The sequence below is a fragment of the Kitasatospora sp. NBC_00374 genome (assembly GCF_041434935.1).
Taxonomy (GTDB): Bacteria; Actinomycetota; Actinomycetes; order Streptomycetales; family Streptomycetaceae; genus Kitasatospora.
In genome coordinates this window covers 5,818,681-5,842,115 of record NZ_CP107964.1, presented here as the reverse complement: position 1 = coordinate 5,842,115, position 23,435 = coordinate 5,818,681, and the positions used below count along the sequence as shown (strand labels likewise).

The following is a 23,435-nucleotide window of genomic DNA, read 5'->3' as shown; positions in this document are numbered from 1 at the left end:
AGCCAGCCGTGAGCTACGAGATCGAGAAGACCGACGCCGAGTGGCGCGCCGAGCTGTCGCCCGAGGAGTACCACGTCCTCCGCGAGGCCGGCACCGAGCGCCCGTTCGTCGGTGAGTACACCGACACCAAGACCGTCGGCGTGTACGCCTGCCGGGCCTGCGGCAGTGAGCTGTTCAGCAGCGAGACCAAGTTCGACAGCCACTGCGGCTGGCCCTCGTACTACGCGCCGCTGGCCGGGGACCGGGTCGAGTACATCGAGGACGGCACGCTCGGCATGCGCCGGGTCGAGGTCCGGTGCGCGAACTGCGGCAGCCACCTCGGGCACGTCTTCGACGGCGAGGGCTACGGCACCCCGACCGACCAGCGGTACTGCATCAACAGCATCTCGCTGACGCTGCGACCTGCCGAGCGGCCGGGCGAGTAACCGTACGATCACCGCCGCCACCGGGCTCCTCCCGGCATGCCAGACTGATCATCGTTCAGGGTCGGTGGGAGGAGCACGGTGGCGCGGCGGCACGGCACGGGCGTACTGGGGATGCTGGCGGCGGCGCAGCGCGAGCAGCACCGCCAGGCGGAGGAGCAGCGCAAGGCGGCCGCCGCCGCACAGGCCCGGTACGAACGTGAACAGCGGTCCGCGCAACGGGCCGCCGCCCAGGGGCAGCGCGAGGCGCTGCGCGCGTACCAGCAGGCCCGGGAGGCCGACGCGGCCCGGCGCACCGCCGAACTCGACGCCCGGGTCGCCGAGCTGCGCGGCATCCTGGCCCGGGGCCTGGCCGGCCCGGCCTTCCGGCCGGCCGAGCTGATGCGCGCGGCGGAGCCGGCGCCGTTCGACCCCGGGCAGCTGGGCGAGCCCGTCCCACTGCCCGACCAGTCCTGGTACCACGTCGTCCCGCCGACCGAGCTGCAGGCGCGCGACCCGGGCATCCGGCGGCAGTACGAGGAGCGCCTCGCACACGCCCGTTCCCGGTTCGAGCACGACTGGTACGCCGCGCAGGCCGCTGAGCAGCAGCGCCTGCAGCGGCTCGCCGAGTACCGCGCCCAGTACGACGGTTGGGCAGCCGAGCAGCGCCGGTCCGCGGCCGCGCAGGCCGAGCCCGCGCGGCGCCTGGCGGCCGAGCTCGGCGCCGGTTCGACCACCGCGGTGGCCGAGTACTTCGAGACCGCCCTGGCCTGGCGGGGCGACTGGCCCGACGAGGTGCCGCAGGAGGCCGCGGCCCTCTGGGACCCGTCGGCGCGCCTGCTGGTGGTCGACTGCCGGCTGCCCGACTACCTGGTCGTCCCGGCGCTCTCCCGCTACCGCTACGTCAAGGTGGACGACCGGGAGGCCGAGGTGGCCCGCTCCGCCACCGAGCGCAAGGAGGTCTACCGCGAGGTGCTGGCCCAGTGCGCGCTGCGGGTGCTGACCGAGCTGTTCCGGGCGGACGCCGACGGCCTGCTCGACGCGGTGACGCTCAACGGCTATGTGGAGGCGCCCGATCCGGCCACCGGGCGGACCGGGCAGCGCCACCTGCTGACGGTGACCGTCGCGCGGGCCGACTTCCAGGCCCTCGCCCTGGACCGGGTCGAGCCGGTGAGCTGCCTGGTGGACGGACTGGGCGGCCGGCTCTCCGCCCGCCCGGAGAAGCTGGTCGCGGTCCCGGTCGGGCGGACGGCCGACCCGGCCGCCGCGGCCGTACCCGACCCGGCGCCGGCCGCGGCGCCCCTCCCGGCCCCGGCGGACGGGGACGGAACCGGGGACGGGGACGAGCCGGACCTGTTCGCGATGGACCCCCTGGCCTTCGAGGAACTCGTCGCCGAACTCTTCCGCCGCCGCGGCTTCGTGACCAGGACCACGGCCCGCAGCGGCGACCAGGGGGTGGACGTGGTCGCCGAGGACCCGGACCCGATCACCGGCGGGCAGATCGTCATCCAGGCCAAGCGCTACCGCGGCCGGGTCGACCCCACCGCCGTCCGCGACCTCGACGCCACCCGGGTCCACCACGGTGCGAACAAGGGCATCCTGGTCACCACCGCGACCTTCGGCAAGGGCTCGCGCGACTGGGTCAAGGGCAAGCCGCTGACCCTGGTCGACGGCGCGCAACTGGTCGAACTGCTGCACCAGCACGGCCTGCGGGGCCGGCTGGGCGCCAAGCCGGCCCCCGCGGCCCGCAGCCTTCCGGCCGAGGCGCTCGCCCCCGGACAGAACACCGTGCTGCCGACGGCCGACCTCGCCGAGCTCTCGGTCTCGTTCAGCTCGGCCGGGGCCGAGGCCGACCTCACCCTGCTGCTGCTCACCGCGGACGGACAGGTCCGCGGCGACGACGACTTCGTCTTCTACCACCAGCCCAACGCGGCCGCCGGAGCGGTGACGCTCGGACAGAAGACCTCGTCGAAGGGCGTGTCGACCGAGACCGCGGCGATCAGGCCGGCGACGCTGCCGGCCGCCGTGCACCGGATCGCGGTCTCGGTGAACATGGACACCGACTCCGGCGCGGACTGCGGGCAACTGCGCCGGGCCCGGCTGGAGGTGCGCGGCGCCGCCGGTACCGGCTGGGCCTTCATCCCGCCCGCCGACCCCGCCGTCTCGGCGATGCTGGTGGCCGAGGTCTACCGGCACCGGGCGGGTACCCCGCAGGAGGTGTGGAAGCTGCGCGCGGTGGGCCAGGGCTGGGCCGACGGCCTGGCCGGGCTGGCCCGCGCGCACGGCGTGCAGATCGCCTGATGGCGGAGGGCCCAGGGCGTGTTTGCAAAGTCCCGCCGGGTCCGCGACGCCGGGCATCCCGCCTGGACGCACGCCCGAATCGCCTAAGTACGGTCCAGTACGAGGCCGATCCGGGCGCACGCCCAGACGGGCGCCCAACGCCGCGGCCTCGTCCGACGCGACTTTGCAAGCGCGCCCTAGGCGAGGTCCCGGGTGTGCTTGAGCTCGGTGGCGCAACGGCGGTAGCCGAGCCGGGCGTTGATGGCCAGCATCGGCGCGTTCGAGCCGTCGTTGCTGGTGTAGGCGGCGGTGCAGCCCGCGGCGCGGGCCCGGTGCAGCGAGTCGAGCTTGGCGAGCTTCGCCAGCCCCCGGCCGCGGTACTCGGCGCGGGTGGCGGTGAAGGCCGACCAGTAGCGGGTGGCGCCGTCGGTCTGGGCCGCGCTGAAGGCGGCCGGGGTGCCGTCCACCACGGCCACGGTGGTCAGCGCGTGGTCGAGGTCCGGCCGCTGCCAGACCTCCGCGATCCACTCCTCGTACGGCTGGTCGTTGAGCGCGATGTCGCCCGGCTCGTCCTGGGCACCGGCCACGTCGATCAGGTAGACCGGGTACGGGTCGGACCGGAAGTCGGTGGCCGGGCGGAGCTCGACGCCCGCGGGCGGCGCGGGCAGCGGCGGCAGCCCGGTTGTGAGGTCCAGCCCGCCGAAGTGGGCCGCCCGGCCCCCGCGGTAGCCGTACCGGGCGGCGAAGGCCAGGGCGGCCGGCTCGTCGTCCACCCAGCCGTGCACCCGGGCGGCGCCGAGCGCCGCCAGCGCCTGCTCCCCGCCGCGCAGCAGGGCGCTGCCCGCGCCATGGCCGCGGTGCTCCGGCAGCACGCTGATGTTGAGGAAGGCCTGGCCGGGTTCGGCGCTGTCCACCAGCAGCCCGAACCGGGCGGTGCCGACCACGCGGTCGTCCAGTTCGGCGACCAGCAGGTGGTAGTGCGGCCGGGCGGCCAGCCAGCGGATCACCTCGGGGGTGGTCACCAGATGGGGGCGGCCGGCCGAGTAGGCGGCGGCAGCGCCGGGGGCGTCGGCAGGGCGGAATTCACGGACGGTCACAGTCATAGGCGCGTCACGTTAGCCACTCCGGTATCCGGGCGCCGCTGAATAATCCGCGGCCTCGCGGAAAGCTCAAGTTCAGCTCTGAGATTGCCGGGGACGGGTTGGCAGCGAGTCCTCGGGGATACACCCTCAGCAGCAGGGCGGAGCGCGATGGAGCCTCCCCCGCCCGGACTGGTTCCACACCTTTTCCCCGCCGTTCGGCAAGCCCTCCGGAAGGAGGCGTCACCCATGGATTTCCGTACTTCTGAAACACCCCGGCTGGGCGTCGGCATCGGCTGGCGGTCCGAGATCGACACCGTGGTGGAGCGGCTGCCCGACCTGGACTGGGTCGAGGTGGTCGCCGAGAACATCTGCGCCGGTCACCTCCCCGAGTCGCTGCGCGCCCTGCGGGCCCGCGGGGTCGCGGTGGTCCCGCACGGCGTCGCACTGGGCCTCGGCGGCGCCGCGCTCCCGGACCGCGCGCGGCTGGCCCGGCTGGCCGAGGTCGCCGAGGCCGTCGCGGCGCCGCTGGTCACCGAGCACCTGGCGTTCGTCCGGGCCGGCGGACTGGAGGCGGGACACCTGCTGCCGGTGCCCCGTTCCCGGGAGTCGCTGCGCGTGATCGCGGAGAACGTCCGGATCGCCCAGCAGGAGCTGCCGGTGCCGCTCGCCCTGGAGAACATCGCCGCCCATCTTCGCTGGCCGGACGACGAGTTCACCGAGGGCGAGTTCCTGGCGGAGCTGGTCGAGCGGACGGGCGTGCGGCTGCTGATCGACGTCGCCAACCTGCACACCAACCGGGTCAACCTCGGCCTGGACGTCACCGCCGAGCTCGACCGGCTGCCACTGGAGGCGGTCGCCTACGTGCACGTGGCCGGCGGGATCGAGCGGGACGGCGTCTGGCACGACACCCACGCCCACCCCGTCACCGCCCCCGTCCTGGAGGTGCTGGCCGAGCTGTGCGCCCGCACCGCACCGTCGGGCGTGCTGCTGGAACGGGACGACAACTTCCCGCCGCCGGCCGAACTGGCCGGCGAGCTGGCGGACATCCGCCGCGTCCTCGCCCGGCAGGTGCAGCATGCCTGAGCACGACGAGTACCTGCTGCGCGGCGAGAGCGCGGGCGATGCCGAACTGGTGGTCGCCCGGGCCGCGCTGGCCCGGCGGCAGACCGAGCTGGTGGCGGCCCTGGTCGCCGGCGGGCCGGTGCCGGAGGGCTTCGATCCGGAGCAGGTCCGGATCCAGGCCCAGGGCCTGGCCGCCAAGCGCCGGGACACCGTGGCCCGGGTCGCCCCCGAGCTGGCGGCGATCCTCGGCGAGGCGTACGGGCCGCTGTTCCGCCGGTACGCCGAGCAGCACCGCCAGACCGGCGGCTACCGGGCGGACGCCCGGGCCTTCGCCGAGTGGACGCTGGCGGCCGAGCCCGCGACGCCGTGGCGCGGCGCCATCTCCGCCTGGCTCCGGCCGGCCGACGGGCGAGGAGCTCGCCGCCGGTTCGGCCGCCGCACCACCTCACCCGGGCACTGAGCCCTCTCGTTCGCAACGTTCTACGGGGGAAACCACCATGTGGCACACCGAATTCGCCGTCGCCTTTGTGCTGGTGGCGGTCAGCATGCTCTGGACCACGATCGCGCTTCGGCGGATGCGCCGGGTCTCGGACCCGCAGGGCCTGCCCGGCCGCGGGCTGCCGCTGGCCGACGCCGCCTTCCTGGCCGGCGGCCCCACCCGGGTGGTCGACACGGTGATCGTCCGGATGGAGCGGGAGGGCCGGTTGGTGGTCTCCCGGGACAGCACCGTCACCGTCACCGACCCGGCGCCGCGGGACGCCGTGGAGGCCGCGCTGATCGAGGCGGCCGGCCCGGCCCGCCGCCAGCAGCTGACCGCGCTGCGCCGGCAGACCTGTGCCTCCCCCGCCGTGCAGCAGATCGGCGACCGGCTGGCCGCCCGCGGGCTGATGCTCCGCCCCGACCTGCACCGCGCGGTGGTCCGGGCCCGCCGGTTCTGGGGACTGGCCCTGCTGGCCACGGTGGTCCTGGCCGTGGTGTCGGGGTTCGCCTGGGTGGACCGGGTGTCCACCGAGCGGGACTTCAGCTTCCCGCCGTTCCCCGCCTTCGCCGTCCTGCTGATCGTCGGCCTGGTCGGCCTGCTGGCGACCCGGCCCGGCCGGGCCCGGATCACCCCGGCCGGCCGGCGGCAGCTGTCCCTGATGCAGCAGGGCTCGCCGTGGCGCCCCCACGACGTGGCCGGCGACCGGACGGACCAGCTGCTCTACGGCGCGGTGGCGCTCGGCGGCGCGGCCGTCCTGACCGACGAGGCCCTGCGGGAGGCGATGACGGCCCGGCTGGCGGCCGCCACGAACGGGAGCACGGGCTTCAGCGGGTCGGACTCCAGCAGCAGCGTGATCTGGTGCGGGTCCTCCGGCGACAGCGGGTCGTCCGGCGACAGCGGCTCCTCCGGCTGCGGGTCCTCCTCCAGCTGCGGCTCCTCCAGCTGTGGCGCCAGCAGCAGCAGCTGCGGCAGCTCCTCCTCCAGCTGCGGCTCCTCCAGCAGCAGCTGCGGCAGCTCGTCCTCCAGCTGCGGTTCGTCCAGCAGCTGCGGGGGCGGCAGCAGCTGCGGCTCCTGACCTGCGAAGTCCGGTCACAGTTCGGTATCGCGGTCCGGGGTTCCGCTGCTGCGGTGCCCCGGACCGGTCTACAACAGCCCCATGTGGCTGCTCCTGCTGATCCCCGCCTGCCTTGCCGCCGTGCTGTCCTGCCTGCGGCTGGTCCGGGTCGCGGCCACCTTCAATCCCTTCCCGCACGACGCGGCGGCCCGGCCGGACCAGCTGGCCGGCGTCGGGCTCTACGAGACGGCGTACCTGGCCGGCGGGCCGACCCGGGTGGTCGACCTCGTGCTGGTCCTGATGGCGGGCCGGGGCCGGCTGCACCTGGCGCACACCGGGTGGACGACGGTGGTCGACCCGCAGGGCCGCAGCCGCCTGGAACGGGCCCTGATCGGCTCGGTCGGTCGCGATGGCCAGTGCCGGACGGCCCAGCTGCGGACGGTCCTGGCCGGGCACCCGACGGTACGGGAGATCGGCGAGCGGCTCGCGGCGGCCGGGCTGGCCACCCCCGAGCCGGTACGGGAGAGCACATCACTGGCGCTGCGTCAGGTCCGCACCGCGTTCCTGTCCGGGCTGGCGCTGCTGGTGGCCGCGCTGGTGCTGGGCACCCCGGGCGCGGGGGACGCCGGGGCCGCGCTCGCCTGGTTCTCGCTGCCGCTGATCCTCACCGGCGGCACCCTGCTGATGGCCCGGGTCGACGTCCGGCCGTACACCCGCTGGGCCGCGCCGGCCGGGCAGCGGGTCCTGCACGCGGCCGCCCTGCCCCGGCAGTACGGCGGCCCAGTGGACGACGCCGAGCGGGAGCTGCTCACGGCGGTGGCCATGGTCGGCCCCCAGGCCGTGCCGGACGCACGGCTGCGGGCGGCGCTGCGGCACTGAAGCCGGCGCGCCGCCCGCGGCGGCGGGTGCCCGGAACGGGCCGGCCGTCAGACCAGACCGGCCAGCAGCTCCGCGACCGGCTTGCGGCGGCCGGTGTAGAACGGGACCTCCTCGCGCACGTGCAGCCGGGCCCGCGAGGGGCGCAGGTCGCGCATCAGGTCGACGATCCGGTGCAGCTCGTCCGCCTCGAAGGCGAGCAGCCACTCGTAGTCGCCGAGGGCGAAGGAGGCCACCGTGTTCGCCCGGACGTCCGGGTAGCCGCGGGCCATCATGCCGTGCTCGGCGAGCATCGCCCGGCGCTCCTCGTCCGGCAGCAGGTACCACTCGTAGGAGCGCACGAACGGGTAGACGCAGATGTAGTCGCGCGGGCGCTCGTCGGCGAGGAACGCCGGGATGTGCGACTTGTTGAACTCCGCCGGGCGGTGCAGCGCCATGTTCGACCAGACCGGCTCCAGCACCCGGCCGACGGCGGTCCGCCGGAAGCGGTTGTACGCCTCCTGCAGGTCGTCCGAGTTCTCCGCGTGCCACCAGATCATCACGTCGGCGTCGGCCCGCAGGCCGGACACGTCGTAGGTGCCGCGGACGGTCACGTCCTTGGCGTCGAGCTGCGCGAACAGCTCGTCCACCTCGGCGGCCAGTGCGGCCCGGTCCTCGGGCAGCTCGCCCTTCAGCTTGAACACCGACCACATGGTGTAGCGGATGACCTGGTTGAGGTCACGGGCCTTCTTCTTCACGGGCTGCTCTTCAGTGGTCTCAGTCATGCCCCCATTGTCCCTTCCGTAGCGGATCCGCCCCGAGCCGGGGTCGGCGGTCCGTCGAGGCCCGCCAGCCCCGCGACCGCCCTGCGGGCGCTCGCGACACAGGCGGGAATGCCCACCCCGTCGTACGCCGCCCCGCAGACCGCCAGCCCGCCGGCCGCCTCGACCGCGGCCCGGATCCGGGCCACCCGGTCCAGGTGGCCGACCGGGTACTGCGGCAGCCCGCCGGCCCAGCGGGTGACGGCGGTGTCGTACGGGCGCGCCCGCAGGCCGACCGCCTCCGCCAGGTCGGCGAGCGAGCGGGCCACCAGCTCCTCGTCCGGCAGGGCGAGTGCCTGCTCCTCGCGGTAGCGGCCGAGCGAGGTGCGCAGCAGGAAGGCGTCGGGGGCGGCGCGGTCCAGCCAGCCCCACTTGTTCGAGGAGAAGGTGGAGGCCTTGATCGACCGGCCGTCCACCGGCGGGACCAGGAAGCCGCTGCCGACGAGCGGCTCGGCCAGCTCCGAGCGGTGGAACGCCATCGTGACCAGGGCCATCCCGGCGTACTCGATCCCGCCCAGCTCGGCGGCGGCGCCCGGCAGTTCGGCCCGCAGCAGGGCGGCGGCGTGCGGGGCCGGGACGGCCAGCACCACGGCGTCCGCGGGCAGTTCCCCGTCCTCGGTGACGACCCGCCAGCCGCCGGGGGTGCGGCGCAGCCCCGTCACCGGGCTGTCGGTGCGCAGGTCGGCGCCGGCCGTGCGGCAGTACGCCTCGACGGCCTGCGGGAGGGTACCGATGCCGCCGCGCAGGCCCTGGAACACCGGGCCGCCGGCCGGCGCCCGGCCCAGCATCCGGTGCACGCCCTCGACCAGGGAGCCGCCCTCCCGGGCCACCGCCAGCAGTTGCGGCACGGCGGCCCGCAGCGAGATCTCCCGGGCCTGTCCGGCGTACACCCCGCCGAGCAGCGGTTCGACCAGCCGGTCGACCACCTCCGGGCCGAGCCGGGCGGCGACGTAGGCGCCGATCGCGACGTCCGGTCCGAGTTCGGCGTCGCGCTCCTGCCGGGCGCGCTCCAGGCCGGCCGGCGAGAGGACCCCGGAGGCGGCCAGCGCGTCCAGGTCGCCGGGCACGCCCATCAACTGCCCGGCCGGCAGCGGACGCAGTGCGTCCCTGGTCCAGACGGCGGCCTTGGCGGTACTCGGCGGTTCCAGCTCGGCCCCCAGCCCGACCAGTCGGGCCAGCTCCACCGCCTCGGGCCGCCGGGCCAGCATCGACTCGGCCCCGAGGTCGACCCGGACCCCGCCGACCTCCCCGGTCATCAGCTTCCCGCCGACCCGCCCGGAGGCCTCCAGCAGCGTGACCCGGCCGGGGCCCGCGCTCAGAAAGGCCGCGGCGGCCAGACCCGCGATGCCACCGCCGACCACCACGACATGCGCTTGTGCCATGTCCGGCAGTCTCTCAGGCCTTACTCATCGCCCGCGGACCAGCCCGTCGAGGTCGACGGTGACCGGGAACGGCACCGGCCGCTCCAGCTTCCCCCGGAAGATACCGGCGGGCGCGTACGCGGAGGTTGACCGGTCGAGCTCGTAGGCGTGCACCACCGGGCGGTGGGGCTCCTCCTCCTCGATCAGCCAGTAGTGCGGGATCCCGGCCTCGGCGTACTTGCGCAGCTTGACGGTCCGGTCCCGGTGGGCGGACTCCGGGGAGAGCACCTCGACCACCAGCTGGACGTCCTCGGGGGCGAACCAGGTGCGGTCCGACTCGTAGGGGACGGTGACGACGACCAGATCCGGTTCGGGACGGTTACGGCCGTCCAGCCGGATCGTCATCTCGCGCTCCGGCTCGAACCCCTCCGGGGCCTGCGTCACCAGGACGTTGGTGAGAGCGGTGACGACCCGGCCGTGCCAGTTCCGCTGGGGGGACATCATGAAGACGAGTGCTCCGTCGATCAGCTCGGTGTGTCGCGGGGCCTCGGGAAGGTGATCGAGGTCCTCCGCGTACCAGCCCTCCTGCCGAGGAGGAGTCATCCACTCGGGCAACGCGCTCATACCGCCCACTCTAGCCATGCGGCGCCCTCGGATCGGCGGGCTTCGAGCAGGGCGCGCACGGCCCGGCCGTTCTCGGCGTCCGCCCGTTCGCCTCCCCGTTCTACATCCGAACGCGTCCGGGATGTGACCGGTTCGGGACCAACCGGCGGGATCCTGCCGGGATGCGGCTGCGTCGGATCGGTGGAGCAGGCCCGCCGACGGGCACTGCCGGACGGGAACGGGGAGGGCCAGGAATCGTGCGGGAGCGAAGAGTTGTGGGCGCGCTCGGGGTGGCGGCCGTACTGCTGCTGAGCGGCTGCAGTGCGGCGGGCGGCGGGGCGGACTCGGCGGCGAACCGCGGGGCGGCACCGGCCGCGGCGGCCGCGCCGGAGGCGGGGAACCCGGCCGCCGCGGACGGCAAGGCCGCACCGGGGGACGGCAAGGCCGCCTCGGGCGGCGGGGCGGGCCAGCAGTCGGCGGCCCCGGTGGTCGACCCCAAGTACATCGAGTTCAAGGCGCAGTTGAGCCTGGAGGTGAAGGACGTCGGCAAGGCGGCGGAGGCGGCCACCGCCGCGGCGCAGGCCGCCGGCGGCTACATCAGCAACCAGAGCGTGTCCGGCGGGGACGCCCAGCTCACCCTGAAGGTGCCCTCGACCGGGCATCAGCAGGCGCTGGACCAGCTCGCCGCGCTCGGCACCAGAACCCTGCGGCTGACCAGCCAGGCCGAGGACCTGACCCAGCAGGTGGTGGACGTCGACAGCCGGGTGCGGACCCAGCAGGCCAGCGTGGACCGGGTCCGGGCGCTGATGGCGGATGCGAAGACGCTGGCCGAGGTCGTCTCGCTGGAGAGCGAGCTGAGCCGGCGGGAGGCCGACCTGGAGTCGTTGAAGAGCCAGCAGCAGAAGCTGTCCGCGCGCACCTCGTACTCGACCATCACCCTGGAGCTGCACGCCGAGCGGGCCCCGGCGGAGCCGGCCAAGAAGAAGGACGGTTTCCGGGCCTCGGTCGGCCATGCGGCGGCCGGCGGCTGGCACGTGCTGGTGGCGGTCTTCCAGGGCCTGCTGGTCGCGCTGGCCGCGATCGCGCCGTTCCTGGTGGTGGCCGTCCCGGCCGGGCTGCTCTTCCGGATGCTGCGGCGCCGGCGCCCGCGGCGGGCGGCGGGGGTGGCCGTCCCGGCGCAGCCGACCGGGACCGACCCGTGGGCGGCTCCGGCCGCCGAGCCGCAGAGCCCGCCCGCGCCGCCGTCCGGCGAGGCACCGCCGCGGTGACACCGCTCCGACACCACCGCCCGGTGGCCCTCCCCCTGCGGGGCGGGCCACCGGGCGGTGGGTTCCGCGGGCGGTCGGCTCAGCGGGCGCTGGCCTCGTGCACGAAGGCGACCAGCCGGCTCAGCGCGTCCGGGTCCATGCTCGGCATCACGCCGTGGCCCAGGTTGAAGATGTGGTGGCTGTCGCCGACCGCCTTGGCCGCGGCGTCCAGCACCTCGCGGGCCTTGGTCTCGACGACGGCGGTGGGGGCGTAGAGGACGGCGGGGTCGAGGTTGCCCTGCAGGCCCTTGCCGGGGCCGACCCGTTCGGCGGCGACGTCCAGCGGCACCCGCCAGTCGACACCGACGATGTCGGCGCCGGCCTCGCCCATCAGGCCGAGCAGCTCACCGGTGTTGACGCCGAAGTGGATCCGCGGCACGCCGTAGGAGGCGACCGCGTCGAACACCTTGGTGCTGGCGGGCAGCACCGAGCGGCGGTAGTCCTCGGGGGCGAGCGCGCCGGCCCAGGAGTCGAAGAGCTGGATCGCGGAGGCACCCGCCTCGATCTGGATCTTCAGGAAGGCCGCGGTGATGCCGGCCAGCCGGTCGACCAGCTCGGCCCACACCTCGGGCGCGCCGTACATCATGGCCTTGGTGTTCTCGTAGCTCTTCGAGGGGCCGCCCTCGACCAGGTAGCTGGCCAGCGTGAACGGCGCTCCGGCGAAGCCGATCAGCGGGGTGCCGCCGAGCTCGTCCACCAGCAGGCCGACGGCCTCGGTGATGTACGGCATGTCGTCCGGCTCCAGCGGGCGCAGCCGCTTGAGGTCCTCGGCGGTACGGATCGGGTCGGCGATCACCGGGCCGACCCCGCCCTTGATCTCGACGTCGATGCCGACGGCCTTCAGCGGCACCACGATGTCGCTGAAGAAGATCGCGGCATCCACCTTGTGCCGGCGGACCGGCTGCAGGGTGATCTCCTTGACCAGGTCGGGCCGCATGCAGGACTCCAGCATCGGAATCCCCTCGCGCACCTTCAGGTACTCCGGCAGGGAGCGGCCGGCCTGCCGCATGAACCAGACCGGGGTGTGCGGCACCGGCTCGCCACGGGCAGCGCGCAGGAAGGCGGAGTCGTGCGCGGCGCCGCGGCGCGCGAGGGGCTGCTGACCGGTCTGGGCTGCGGGGGTGGCCGCGGAAGTCTCGCTCACGCTCCAAATCTTCGCACGCGCCCCGAGCGCGCCCGGCCCCGGCAAGTGGTGAATTCCTCCAGAATGGGCGCCTTCGCGGGGCTTCCGGCACGCCGGACCGGCGAAAGGTACTCGGAATGCGGCGCCCGGCCACCTAGTCTTCAGAGCATGGCAGCGGTCGGCGGGCACCCCGCACACGGTGGAGGAACGGGCAAGGAGTCGGCGCCGATCGAGTTCCAGGACGCGGTCGAGGCGCTGGCCGGGGCGCGGTTGCGCCCCGAACTGGTGCTCTCCCCCACACCCGCGCCGCGCCGGCTGGCCCCGTTCGCGTACGCGGTCGCCGCGACCGTCGAGGTGGACGGCGAGGAGCTGGCCGACGGCCGGCTGGTGCTGCTGCACGACCCCGCAGGGCAGGACTCCTGGCACGGCGACTTCCGGGTGGTCACCATGACCCGCGCCGAGCTGGAGCCCGAGATGGCCGGCGACCCGATGCTCTCCGAGGTCGGCTGGGCCTGGCTGATGGACGCCCTGCAGGCCCACGGCGCCGGGTACACCGCGCCGGGCGGCACGGTGACCCACTGCGCCTCGCAGTACTTCGGCGCGCTCGCCGACCGGCCGTCCTCCACCGAGATCGAACTGCGCGCGTCCTGGACGCCGTCCGACGGCCGGTTCGAACGCCACCTGGCCGCCTGGGGCGATCTCCTGTGCGTCTGCGCCGGCCTGCCGCCGGTGGTGCCCACGCCACTGCCGCCGGCCGACGCCCCGTCACTCGGCGGAGTGGTACCGATGCCCGCGCGCCGCCGTCCGCGCCCCCACTGAGGGTCATCCCGGCGTCCAGCGCGCCATGCCACCCGCAGGACTGACGGATTGTGACTTCTGTCGCGCACTGTGTCAATTACCTGCCCGGACGTGATCATTCCGATCCGGATTTGATCGAATCTGTACGATTTCTGGGCATGTCGCATCAGTCACCTGCGCGATTTGTCCGTATTGTTACTCACTAGATCGTGATCTTTCGCTAAAGCCGGGCACGGATGCTGCCGAAGGTGTCAGTGACCCTTTCCACCCGCGGAACACTCCGACCGCCCCCATCGGGGTTCCGTCCGCCACTCCACCCAGGAGGCCTGGTGTCGGTCCTTCTCGAGCACCCCGCAAACGTGGTCGCGTACCGTCCGACGAAGCCCACCGCCATGGTGGTCATCGCCGACCCACGCGTCCGAAACACCGTCACCCGCCACCTGTGGGCCCTGGGTGTGCGCGACGTCATCGAGGTCTCCTCGATTGCCGAGGCCCGCCCCCGGGTCACCACCCCCCGCGACATCTGCATCGCCGATGTCCATCTGCCGGACGGCTCCGGCCTCACGATCCTGGCCGAGACCCGGGCCGCGGGCTGGCCCAACGGCCTGGCGCTCTCCGCCGCCGACGACATCGGCGCGGTCCGCAGCGCGCTGGCCGGCGGCGTCAAGGGCTACGTCGTCACCGGCACGCGGACCAACGTCGCGATGCCGGGCCGCCCCGGTATGCCGCTCGGCGCCGCCGGAATGGCCGGCCGGATGCGGCGCCCCGGCATGCCGGGCGTGCCCGGTGCGGCCGGCGTCCCGGGTGCACCCGGCGCACCGGGCGCTCCCGGCACCCAGAGCTCCGCGTACCGCGAGCTGTCGGGCCGTGAGGTCGAGGTGCTCCGGCTGGTCGCCGAGGGCCAGTCCAACAAGGCGATCGGTGTCGCCATGGGCCTGTCCGCACTGACGGTGAAGAGCCACCTGGCCCGGATCGCGCGCAAGCTGGGCACCGGGGACCGGGCCGGCATGGTCGCGGTCGCACTGCGGACGGGCATCATCCACTGAGCCGATCCACACAACCCCGACACAGCGGTGGCGGCCCGGAGGAACGTTTCCTCCGGGCCGCCTCCTTTTCTCCCCGCTCCCCCCTCTTCGAGGCCGCCCGGGCGGCCCCCGGCAGCCTCCCGGCGCTTCCCGAACGGCTTCCCGAACGGCCGGCCGGGCCTGCGGCATATGTCGGAACCCGGTCTGACCAGTCCGACAACACTCCCGGGAGCGGGTGCCGTCGTACCCTTGGGGGGTGACCGACGCCGTAGCAGCCATCCCAGAAGAGACAGCCCCGGTCCCGCTCCTCGAACCGAGGGAGGGGCTGCCACCCGTCGTGGCCGACCAGGAGGCGCTGGCCGACACGATCGCGGCCTTCGCCGCGGGCACCGGGCCGGTCGCCGTCGACGCCGAACGGGCTTCCGGCTACCGCTACGGCCAGCGCGCCTACCTGATCCAGCTGCGGCGCGCCGGCGCGGGCACCGCGCTGATCGACCCGATCGCCTGCCCCGACCTGGGCGCGCTCGGCGAGGCACTGGCCGACACCGAGTGGGTGGTCCACGCGGCCACCCAGGACCTGCCGTGCCTGTCCGAGGTCGGCATGCGGCCGCGCCTGCTGTTCGACACCGAGCTGGCCGGCCGACTGGCCGGGTTCCCGCGGGTCGGCCTCGGCCCGATGACCGAGAACGTGCTCGGCCTCTCGCTGGCCAAGGAGCACTCGGCCGTCGACTGGTCCACCCGCCCGCTGCCCGAACCGTGGCTGCGGTACGCCGCCCTGGACGTCGAGGTGCTGGTCGAGCTGCGGGACGCGCTCGAACGGGAGCTGGACGCCCAGGGCAAGCTCGGCTGGGCGCTGGAGGAGTTCGCGGCCCTCGTCGACGCGCCGAAGCCCGCGCCCCGGGTCGACCCCTGGCGGCGCACCTCCCAGCTGCACAAGGTCCGCCGCCGGCGCCAGCTGGCCGCCGTCCGCGAGCTCTGGCAGACCCGCGACCGGATCGCCCGGGAGCGCGACGTCTCCCCCGGCCGGGTCCTGCCGGACCTGGCCATCGTCAACGCCGCGCTCGCGATGCCGCTCAACGCGCCGGCGCTGCTGGCCGTCTCCGGCTTCGGGCCGCGGGTGAACCGGCGCCAGCTCGACCAGTGGCTGGCCGCCCTCCAGCGGGCCCGCGAGATCCCCGAGAACCAGCTGCCGCCGGCCTCCGCGCCGCACGACGGCCCGCCGCCGCCGCGCGCCTGGGCCGACAAGGACCCGGTGGCCGCGGCACGGCTGAGCGCCGCCCGCGCGAGCGTCTCCGCGCTGGCCGAGGAGCACAACCTGCCCGCCGAGAACCTGATCACCCCGGACCTGGTCCGCCGGGTGTCCTGGGAGCCGCCGGCCGAGCAGTCCGCGGAGAACGTCTCGGCCGCCCTGCGCCGCCTGGGCGCCCGGCAGTGGCAGGTCGACCTGGTCGGCCCGGCCCTCGCCGCCGCCTTCACCGAGCCGGCCCCGGTGGCCGAGTAGGCACGGAGGTCCGAAGGGGCGCCGGGTTCATCCCGGCGCCCCTTCGCGTCCCCGCACACCCGTGCGGGGCGGTACCCGGTCCGGCCGCAGAGGCACGTGGTGGGGGACACACAGGCATATCGGGCCGTCGCCTATGGGCAACGTAGTTACCGGCGGGTAGCATGGCCGTGAAGCAGCGCTGCTCCACCCGTGAGCCGAGGTCTGCGTTTAACGTCATGTCCCCCTGGGAGGAGAGCCCCCGTGCCTCGTACCGCGAGGGACGTCGTCTTCGTTGACGGCGTCCGCACCCCGTTCGGCAAGGCCGGCCCGAAGGGCATCTACCACGAGACCCGTGCCGACGACCTGGTCGTCAAGTGCATCCGTGAGCTGGTGCGCCGCAACCCGAACCTGCCCGTCGAGCGCATCGACGAGGTCGCCGTCGCGGCCACCACGCAGATCGGCGACCAGGGTCTGACCATCGGCCGCACCGCAGCGCTGCTGGCCGGTCTGCCGAAGTCCGTCCCGGGCTACTCGATCGACCGGATGTGCGCCGGCGCGCTGACCGCCGTCACCGCGACCGCGGGCGGCATCGCCTTCGGCGCGTACGACATCGTGGTCGCCGGCGGTGTCGAGCACATGGGCCGCCACCCGATGGGCGAGGGCGTGGACCCGAACCCGCGCTTCGTGTCGGAGAAGCTGGTCGACGAGTCCGCCCTGTTCATGGGCATGACCGCCGAGAACCTGCACGACCGCTTCCCGCACCTCACCAAGGAGCGCTGCGACGCCTACGCCGTGCGCTCCCAGGAGAAGGCCGCCAAGGCGTACGCCAACGGCGACATCCAGCCCGACCTGGTGCCGATCGCGATCCGCAACACCAACCCCGACGTCGGCGAGACCGGCTGGGGCCTGGCGACCACGGACGAGCCGCTGCGCCCGGGCACCACGATGGACAGCCTGAGCGGCCTCAAGACCCCGTTCCGCCCGCACGGCAACATCACCGCGGGCAACTCGGCCGGCCTGAACGACGGCGCCACCGCGTCGCTGCTCGCCGCCGAGGACGTCGCCGAGGAGCTCGGCCTCCCGGTCAAGATGCGCATGGTCTCGTACGCCTTCGCCGGCGTCGAGCCCGAGGTGATGGGCATCGGCCCCGTCCCGGCGACCGAGAAGGCGCTGGCCAAGGCCGGCCTGACGATCGACGACATCCAGGCCTTCGAGGTCAACGAGGCCTTCGCCGTGCAGGTCCTGGCGTTCCTGGACCACTACGGCATCGCGGACGACGACGAGCGGGTCAACCCGTACGGCGGCGCGATCGCCTTCGGCCACCCGCTGGCCTCCTCCGGCGTGCGCCTGATGAACCAGCTGGCCCGCCGCTTCGAGCAGCGTCCCGACGTCCAGTACGGCCTGACCACCATGTGCATCGGCTTCGGCATGGGCGGGACCATCATCTGGGAGAACCCGCACTTCGAGGGTGGTAAGTGACCATGAGCACCACTGAGCTGCTGAAGCGCGCCGCCGAGCTGTTCCCCGGCGAGGTCGTCACCACCGCGCACGTGCGCCACCTGGACCTGCCGCTGCAGGCCGGCAAGCTGGCGCTGATCACCCTGGACAACGGCTTCGACCACACCAAGCCGACCACCTTCGGGCCGGGCTCGCTGGCCAAGCTGTCCGAGGCGCTGGACCAGGTCGAGGCCGAGGCCGCCGCCGGCACCATCGCCGCCGTCGCGATCACCGGCAAGCCGTTCATCTTCGCGGTCGGCGCCGACCTCAAGGGTGTCGAGGTGCTCAAGGAGCACAGCGACGCGCTGGCCATCGGCAAGGGCGGCCACGACGTCTTCAAGCGGATCGCCGCGCTGCCCGTCCCCAGCTTCGCCTTCTACAACGGCGCGGCGATGGGCGGCGGCGTCGAGGTCGGCCTGCACGCCACCTACCGCACCGTCAGCTCGGGCGTCCCGGCGTTCTCGCTGCCGGAGGTCTTCCTGGGCCTCGTCCCCGGCTGGGGCGGCTGCACCATCCTGCCGAACCTGATCGGCCCGGCGAAGGCCGTCAAGGTCATCGTCGAGAACTCGATGAGCCAGAACAAGCAGCTCAAGGGCAAGGAGGTGTTCGAGCTCGGCATCGCGGACGCGATCTTCGAGCCGGCCGACTTCCTGGAGCAGTCGCTGACCTGGGCCGCCAAGGTCCTCACCGGCGCCACCGTGGTGGAGCGCGAGGAGATCGACCGCGGCAAGACCTGGGACGACGCCGTCGCCTGGGGCCGCCTGGTCGCCGACTCCAAGGTGCACGGCGCGGCCCCGGCCGCCTACAAGGCGCTCGACATCATCGCCCAGGTCAAGGACCAGGACCTGCAGGCGGGCTTCGACGCCGAGGACGCGGCCCTCGCCGACCTCATCATGAGCGGCGAGCTGCGCAGCGGCATCTACGCCTTCAACCTGGTGCAGCGCCGGGCCAAGCGCCCGTTCGGTGCCCCGGACAAGTCGCTGGCCCGCCCGGTCTCCAAGGTCGGCGTGGTCGGCGCGGGCCTGATGGCCTCCCAGCTGGCGCTGCTCTTCGCGCGCCGCATGGAGGTGCCGGTGGTGCTCACCGACATCGACCAGGAGCGCATCGACAAGGGCGTGGGCTACGTCCACGGCGAGATCGACAAGCTGCTGGAGAAGGGCCGGATCGGCCAGGACAAGGCCAACAAGCTCAAGGGCCTGGTCTCCGGTCACCTCGACAAGGCCGTCGCCTTCGGCGACGCGGACTTCGTCATCGAGGCCGTGTTCGAGGAGATGGGCGTCAAGCAGAACGTCCTCGCCGAGCTGGAGGCCGTGGTCTCGCCGACCACCATCCTGGCCACCAACACCTCGTCCCTCTCGGTCTCCGAGATGGCCTCGAAGCTGGAGCACCCCGAGCGGGTCGTCGGCTTCCACTTCTTCAACCCGGTCGCGATCCTGCCGCTGCTGGAGATCGTCCGCGCGGAGAAGACCGACGACGGCTCGCTGGCCACCGCGTTCGGGGTCGCCAGGAAGCTGAAGAAGACGGCCGTCCTGACCAAGGACGCCCCGGCGTTCGTGGTGAACCGGATCCTGCTGCGCTTCATGGACGCGATCCAGGGCGCCATCGACGAGGGCACCCCGATCGAGACGGTGGAGAAGGCCGTGCTGCCGCTCGGCCTGCCGATGTCCCCGATCGTGCTCCTGGAGCTGGTCGGCCCGGCCATCGCCCTGCACGTGTCGGAGACCCTGGCCGCGGCCTTCCCGGAGCGGTACACCGTCTCCGAGAACCTCGGCAAGCTGGTCAAGGCCGGCAAGCGCGGCTTCTACGTCTGGCAGGACGGCCAGCAGGTGCTGGACCCCGAGGTCCTGGCGCTGCTGTCGTTCGGCGACACCGTGCTGACCGAGGAGCAGGTCCTCGCCCGGGCCCTGGAGGCCGTCGCGCAGGAGATCGGCCTGATGCTGGACGAGGGTGTCGTCGGCGAGGCGCAGGACATCGACCTGTGCATGATCACCGGCGCCGGCTGGCCCTTCCACCTGGGCGGGATCACCCCGTACCTGGACCGTGAGGGCGTCTCGGAGCGGGTCAACGGCAAGCGGTTCCTGGCCCCCGGCGTGGCCTCGATCCCGGTCTGAACCACGGCCTGAGAGACGGCGGAGTGGCCCCTGCGGGGGCTGCTCCGCCGTTCTGCGTTGCGGCTGCCGCCGGGGCGAGCCGGGTACGGAGAGCGGGCCGGGCTCCGGCGTCCGGGTGCGGCGCCGTACCTTCCGCACTCACGCGGTTCCGCCCCCGGCCTCCGGCCGGGAGAAGCCCCTGGCGGCCCTGTCGGCGCCCCGGGTCGGTGGGGCGTCGGGGGTCAGCGCTTGAGGCGGTAGATGACGGTGTCGCCGGTCATCCCGACGACCTCGTAGTGGGTCTCCAGGAGACTCTCGATCCTGGGCACCAGCTCGGGGTTGTACGGGGCGGTGCCGGAGTCGTCGACGACGACCTCGGGCAGGCCCTTGGCCTGCAGCTCGGCGTCGAAGGTCTGCCAGGCCTCGGAGACGCTGTACTGCTCGCCGACCTGCTGGCCGTCCTTGCCGCCGCTGAAGTTGGTCAGGAACCCGGCCGTCAGGTAGCGGCTGGCGGGCCTGCGGTCGGCCAGCCAGTACAGCTCGGGGTGCATGCCCCAGACCAGCACGGTGTCCTTGGGCGTGGTCTGCGCCGCGACGGCGGTGGCTACCTCGGTGGTCTGGTAGAGCCGCTGGCCGGGCCAGAAGACCGCCAGGCCCCAGAAGAAGGTGGCGGCGACCGCGGAGTACACCACCACCGGCCGCCAGCGGACCGCCGAGGTGGAGACCGCGCCGACGCCGAGCAGCACCAGGGGCGGCATCAGCTGGAGGTAGTAGTGGCCGAAGAAGTGGAAGCCGACGCTGACCGCGACCACCGAGGAGAGCAGCCAGATCCACAGGTCGCTGGTGGAGCCGTGCTCCTCGGCCGCGCCCGGCAGCAGCCGCTGCCGGCGCCGCAGCCAGAGCCGGTAGCCGACCGGGGCCAGGAAGCCGAGGCCGGCGGCCACCAGGATGCCGGAGTTGCCGAGCGCCCGGCCGAGCATCTGCAGCCAGTTGGAGCCCAGGGTGGCGTAGTCGCCGCTGCCGGTGACCACCCAGAACAGAAAACCCCTGGGCTTGGTCAGGATGGCCGCGACCAGCGCTATCGGCAGCGCGAAGCCGAACCAGATCTTGAACAGGGCCGGCCGCCAGGCCACCCCGCGGTGCCGGGCGTCCTGGAACAGCATCCACAGCACGGGCAGCATCACGGCGCCGCCGGTCTGCTTGGTCAGTGAGCACAGGGCCACCGCGATGCCTGCGGCCAGCCAGCGCCGCCGTTCGGCGTACCGGAAGGCCGCGACCATGGCGGGCAGCATGAAGACCTCGAAGGTCGCCGCCTGGGTGTCCTCCGGGGAGAGCCCGATGGACAGCATCAGGTAGAGCACCCCGGCTCCGGCGCCGGCCCGGTTGCCCCAGCGGCCGCGGGCCAGCGAGGCCAGCAGCACCGCCGTCACCAGGTGGGCGACGATGGCGAGGCTGCGCAGCGGCCAGAGCGAGGCGGAGCCGAAGACGGCGAAGCAGGCCTCGTAGAGCCAGGGCAGCAGCGGGGGCTTGCGGTCGACCACGGTGTCGTAGAGGACGCCGCCGTCGGCCAGCATGCGGGCCTGGGTGGCCAGGTAGCCCTCGTCGGGGCTCCACACCGGTCGCAGGAAGGACGGGATGTGGGTGACCACCGCGAGCAGCGCGAGCACCGGGACCACGCGGGTCCAGTACCCGGTCCGGACGCGCTCGGGCACGCGTGCGGTCAGGGCGGTGAGGCGGCTGGTGTTGATGGGCACAGGTGACAACCTACCGGGCGGTTTTTGCGCGGACGCTGCCGGTCCCGGCATCGGTACGACAATAGTCCGATCGTGGGCGACGGAGCACGGGATTAGCACGGGGCCGCACAGCCCACCGGCCCCGGGAGCGGACGGTGCCGCTCCCGGGGCCGGTGACCGTGGTGACCCGGGCCCGGGCCGGGGTCAGGCCTGGACGGTCTGCGCGCCGAGCCGGGAGACCAGGGCGGTGACCTGCCGGGCGATGTCCGGGGCGGTCAGACCGATCTCGGCCATGATCTGGTCGCGGGTCGCGTGGTCGAGGAACTCCTGCGGGATCCCGAAGTCGCGCAGCGGCAGGTCCACGTCGGCGTCGCGCAGGGCCTGGGCGACCGCCGAGCCGACACCGCCGGCGCGGCCGTTGTCCTCGACCGTGACGACCACCCGGTGCTCGGCCGCCAGGCCGGGCAGGGCCGGGTCGACCGGCTTGACCCAGCGCGGGTCGACCACGGTGGAGGTGATGCCCTGGGCGGCCAGCAGCTCGGCGGTCTCCAGGCAGAGCGGGGCCATCGCGCCGACCGAGACGATCAGCACGTCGGCCCGGCGGTCGCCGTCGCGCTCGCCGTTCTCCAGCAGCACGTCCATTCCGCCGATCCGGCCCAGCGACGGCACGGCGGGGCCGACCGTGCCCTTGGAGTAGCGGACCACGGTGGGCGCGTCGGCCACCTCGACGGCCTCGCGCAGCTGGGCGCGCAGCTGGTCGGCGTCGCGCGGGGCGGCCAGCCGCAGGCCGGGGACGACCTGCAGGATCGACATGTCCCACATGCCGTTGTGCGAGGCGCCGTCGGTGCCGGTGACGCCCGCGCGGTCGAGCACGAAGGTGACGCCCAGCCGGTGCAGGGCGACGTCCATCAGGACCTGGTCGAAGGCCCGGTTGAGGAAGGTCGCGTAGACCGCGACGACCGGGTGCAGGCCGTTGGTCGCGAGGCCGGCCGCGGAGACCGCGGCGTGCTGCTCGGCGATGCCGACGTCGAAGATCCGCTGGGGGTAGGCCTTGGCGAACGGGGCGAGGCCCACCGGGTGCAGCATCGCCGCGGTGATGGCGACGATGTCCTTGCGCTCGCGGCCGAGGGCGACCATCTCCTCGCCGAAGACCGAGGTCCAGTCCTTGCCGGCGGACTTGATCGGCAGGCCGGTCTCCGGGTGGATGACGCCGACCGCGTGGAAGCGGTCCTCGTCGTTGTTCTCGGCGGCGTGGTAGCCGCGGCCCTTCTCGGTCAGGCAGTGCACGATCACCGGGCCGCCGAAGCCGCGCGCCTTGGTGAGCGCGGACTCCAGGGCGGTGAGGTCGTGGCCGTCGATCGGGCCGATGTACTTGAGGCCGAGGTCCTCGAACATGCCCTGCGGGGCGATGAAGTCCTTGAGGCCCTTCTTGGCGCCGTGCAGCGTCTCGAACAGCTGCTGGCCGACCACCGGGGTGCGCTGCAGCGCGTCCTTGCCCCAGGACAGGAACCGCTCGTAGCCCTGGGTGGTGCGCAGGGTGGCGAGGTGGTTGGCGAGGCCGCCGATGGTCGGGGAGTACGAGCGCTCGTTGTCGTTGACGACGATGACCAGCGGGCGGTCCTTGGCGTCGGCGATGTTGTTGAGCGCCTCCCAGGCCATGCCGCCGGTGAGCGCGCCGTCGCCGATCACGGCGACCACGGGCCGGTCCTTGTGGCCCTGGAGCTGGTTGGCCTTGGCCAGGCCGTCGGCGTAGCCGAGCACGGTGGAGGCGTGCGAGTTCTCGATCACGTCGTGCTCGGACTCGGCGCGGGACGGGTAGCCGGACAGGCCGCCCTTGGTGCGCAGACCGGAGAAGTCCTGGCGGCCGGTGAGCAGCTTGTGCACGTAGCTCTGGTGGCCGGTGTCGAAGAGGATGCGGTCGCGCGGCGAGTCGAAGACCCGGTGCAGCGCGATGGTCAGCTCGACCACGCCGAGGTTCGGCCCGAGGTGGCCACCGGTCTTGGAGACCTCCTCGACCAGGAAGCCGCGGATCTCCTCGGCCAGTGCGGCCAGCTGCGCCGGGGTGAGCCGGTCGAGATCGCGCGGTCCCCTAATGCGGGTCAGCAGGGCCACCCGTTCCTCCTCGTTCACAGTTCCCGGGCCCAGGGCGGGCCCGATGGGCGCTGTCGCCCGTGGGTGCGGAGTGCTTCGGCGCCGGCCGGCGCACCCTTGACCGGTCGAGTCTAATGTCCACCTGCCGGACGCCACGCGGCACGGCGCTTGTCGTACTAGTCGTACCAGTGCGGTCGCCCTGGGCCGACGGCGCCCCACCAGGACGGATGGACACCCACCCAACACGACGAGGCCCGGCACCCGAATGGTTCGGGTGCCGAGCCTCACACC

Annotated in this window: 17 protein-coding genes and 1 pseudogene; 11 read left to right on the top strand and 7 right to left on the bottom strand. The window is 73.6% G+C overall.

Features of this window, described 5'->3' with window-relative positions; translation table 11 throughout:
* Nucleotides 1–8: 8 nt before the first annotated feature.
* On the top strand, nt 9–425 hold the full coding sequence (gene msrB / locus OG871_RS26085) for a peptide-methionine (R)-S-oxide reductase MsrB (protein ID WP_371499803.1): 417 nt from the start codon (nt 9–11) through the stop codon (nt 423–425).
* 78 nt (nt 426–503) lie between these two features.
* On the top strand, nt 504–2,702 hold the full coding sequence (locus OG871_RS26080) for a restriction endonuclease (protein WP_371499801.1): 2,199 nt from the start codon (nt 504–506) through the stop codon (nt 2,700–2,702).
* Between the two features lie 176 nt (nt 2,703–2,878).
* On the opposite strand, the gene OG871_RS26075 is transcribed toward OG871_RS26080, so the two are convergent.
* Nucleotides 2,879–3,784, bottom strand: coding sequence for an N-acetyltransferase family protein (locus tag OG871_RS26075; protein WP_371499799.1), 906 nt, complete (start codon nt 3,782–3,784; stop codon nt 2,879–2,881).
* A gap of 225 nt (nt 3,785–4,009) precedes the next feature.
* Between OG871_RS26075 and OG871_RS26070 the strand changes: the two are divergent.
* The 3 genes and pseudogenes from OG871_RS26070 to OG871_RS26060 all read left to right on the top strand — a co-directional run bounded on the left by OG871_RS26070 (nt 4,010) and on the right by OG871_RS26060 (nt 7,239).
* Nucleotides 4,010–5,285, top strand: a pseudogene (locus OG871_RS26070) (DUF692 domain-containing protein).
* Nucleotides 5,286–5,322: 37 nt separating this feature from the next.
* Nucleotides 5,323–6,381 carry a TIGR04222 domain-containing membrane protein gene (locus tag OG871_RS26065; RefSeq protein ID WP_371499797.1) on the top strand — a complete coding sequence of 353 codons (1,059 nt, stop codon included), beginning with the start codon at nt 5,323–5,325 and terminating at the stop codon, nt 6,379–6,381.
* Between the two features lie 81 nt (nt 6,382–6,462).
* Nucleotides 6,463–7,239 (top strand): TIGR04222 domain-containing membrane protein, encoded by a 777-nt coding sequence (locus OG871_RS26060; RefSeq protein ID WP_371499795.1) that lies wholly within the window; start codon nt 6,463–6,465, stop codon nt 7,237–7,239.
* A 47-nt stretch (nt 7,240–7,286) separates the two neighbouring features.
* Here OG871_RS26060 and hemQ read toward each other — a convergent pair whose 3' ends face one another.
* Genes hemQ through OG871_RS26045 form a run of 3 tightly spaced genes read right to left on the bottom strand, consistent with a single transcriptional unit; the run spans nt 7,287 to nt 10,021 of the window.
* Nucleotides 7,287–8,000 (bottom strand): hydrogen peroxide-dependent heme synthase, encoded by a 714-nt coding sequence (hemQ, locus tag OG871_RS26055; protein ID WP_371499793.1) that lies wholly within the window; start codon nt 7,998–8,000, stop codon nt 7,287–7,289.
* Complete coding sequence (hemG, locus tag OG871_RS26050; RefSeq protein WP_371499791.1) at nt 7,997–9,418, bottom strand: protoporphyrinogen oxidase; 1,422 nt, start codon at nt 9,416–9,418, stop codon at nt 7,997–7,999. Before hemG ends, hemQ begins: the two co-directional genes overlap by 4 nt.
* 24 nt (nt 9,419–9,442) lie before the next feature.
* Nucleotides 9,443–10,021, bottom strand: a complete 579-nt coding sequence (locus tag OG871_RS26045; protein ID WP_371499789.1) for a Uma2 family endonuclease — start codon at nt 10,019–10,021, stop codon at nt 9,443–9,445.
* A gap of 236 nt (nt 10,022–10,257) precedes the next feature.
* Here OG871_RS26045 and OG871_RS26040 point away from each other — a divergent pair, with 236 nt between their 5' ends.
* A complete protein-coding gene (locus OG871_RS26040; RefSeq protein ID WP_371499787.1) occupies nt 10,258–11,268 on the top strand; it encodes a DUF4349 domain-containing protein in 1,011 nt (336 codons plus the stop codon).
* Between the two features lie 79 nt (nt 11,269–11,347).
* On the opposite strand, the gene hemE is transcribed toward OG871_RS26040, so the two are convergent.
* The gene (hemE, locus tag OG871_RS26035) at nt 11,348–12,451 is read right to left on the bottom strand and encodes a uroporphyrinogen decarboxylase (RefSeq protein WP_371499785.1); all 1,104 of its coding nucleotides are present in this window, start codon (nt 12,449–12,451) and stop codon (nt 11,348–11,350) included.
* Between the two features lie 147 nt (nt 12,452–12,598).
* On the opposite strand from hemE, the gene OG871_RS26030 reads away from it, so the two are divergent.
* The 5 genes from OG871_RS26030 to OG871_RS26010 all read left to right on the top strand — a co-directional run bounded on the left by OG871_RS26030 (nt 12,599) and on the right by OG871_RS26010 (nt 19,341).
* Nucleotides 12,599–13,249 carry a DUF3000 domain-containing protein gene (locus OG871_RS26030; protein ID WP_371499783.1) on the top strand — a complete coding sequence of 217 codons (651 nt, stop codon included), beginning with the start codon at nt 12,599–12,601 and terminating at the stop codon, nt 13,247–13,249.
* Nucleotides 13,250–13,557: 308 nt separating this feature from the next.
* Nucleotides 13,558–14,274, top strand: a complete 717-nt coding sequence (locus OG871_RS26025) for a LuxR C-terminal-related transcriptional regulator (RefSeq protein ID WP_371499781.1) — start codon at nt 13,558–13,560, stop codon at nt 14,272–14,274.
* Nucleotides 14,275–14,509: 235 nt separating this feature from the next.
* Entirely contained in the window at nt 14,510–15,754 is a 1,245-nt protein-coding gene (locus OG871_RS26020; RefSeq protein WP_371499779.1) for an HRDC domain-containing protein, read from the top strand.
* Nucleotides 15,755–15,994: 240 nt separating this feature from the next.
* Nucleotides 15,995–17,212 (top strand): acetyl-CoA C-acyltransferase, encoded by a 1,218-nt coding sequence (locus tag OG871_RS26015; RefSeq protein WP_371499777.1) that lies wholly within the window; start codon nt 15,995–15,997, stop codon nt 17,210–17,212.
* Nucleotides 17,213–17,214: 2 nt separating this feature from the next.
* A complete protein-coding gene (locus OG871_RS26010; protein WP_371499776.1) occupies nt 17,215–19,341 on the top strand; it encodes a 3-hydroxyacyl-CoA dehydrogenase NAD-binding domain-containing protein in 2,127 nt (708 codons plus the stop codon).
* Between the two features lie 221 nt (nt 19,342–19,562).
* Here OG871_RS26010 and OG871_RS26005 read toward each other — a convergent pair whose 3' ends face one another.
* Nucleotides 19,563–21,125, bottom strand: a complete 1,563-nt coding sequence (locus OG871_RS26005) for an ArnT family glycosyltransferase (protein ID WP_371499774.1) — start codon at nt 21,123–21,125, stop codon at nt 19,563–19,565.
* 132 nt (nt 21,126–21,257) lie between these two features.
* Nucleotides 21,258–23,165 (bottom strand): 1-deoxy-D-xylulose-5-phosphate synthase, encoded by a 1,908-nt coding sequence (gene dxs / locus OG871_RS26000; protein WP_371499772.1) that lies wholly within the window; start codon nt 23,163–23,165, stop codon nt 21,258–21,260.
* Between the last annotated feature and the right edge of the window lie 270 nt (nt 23,166–23,435).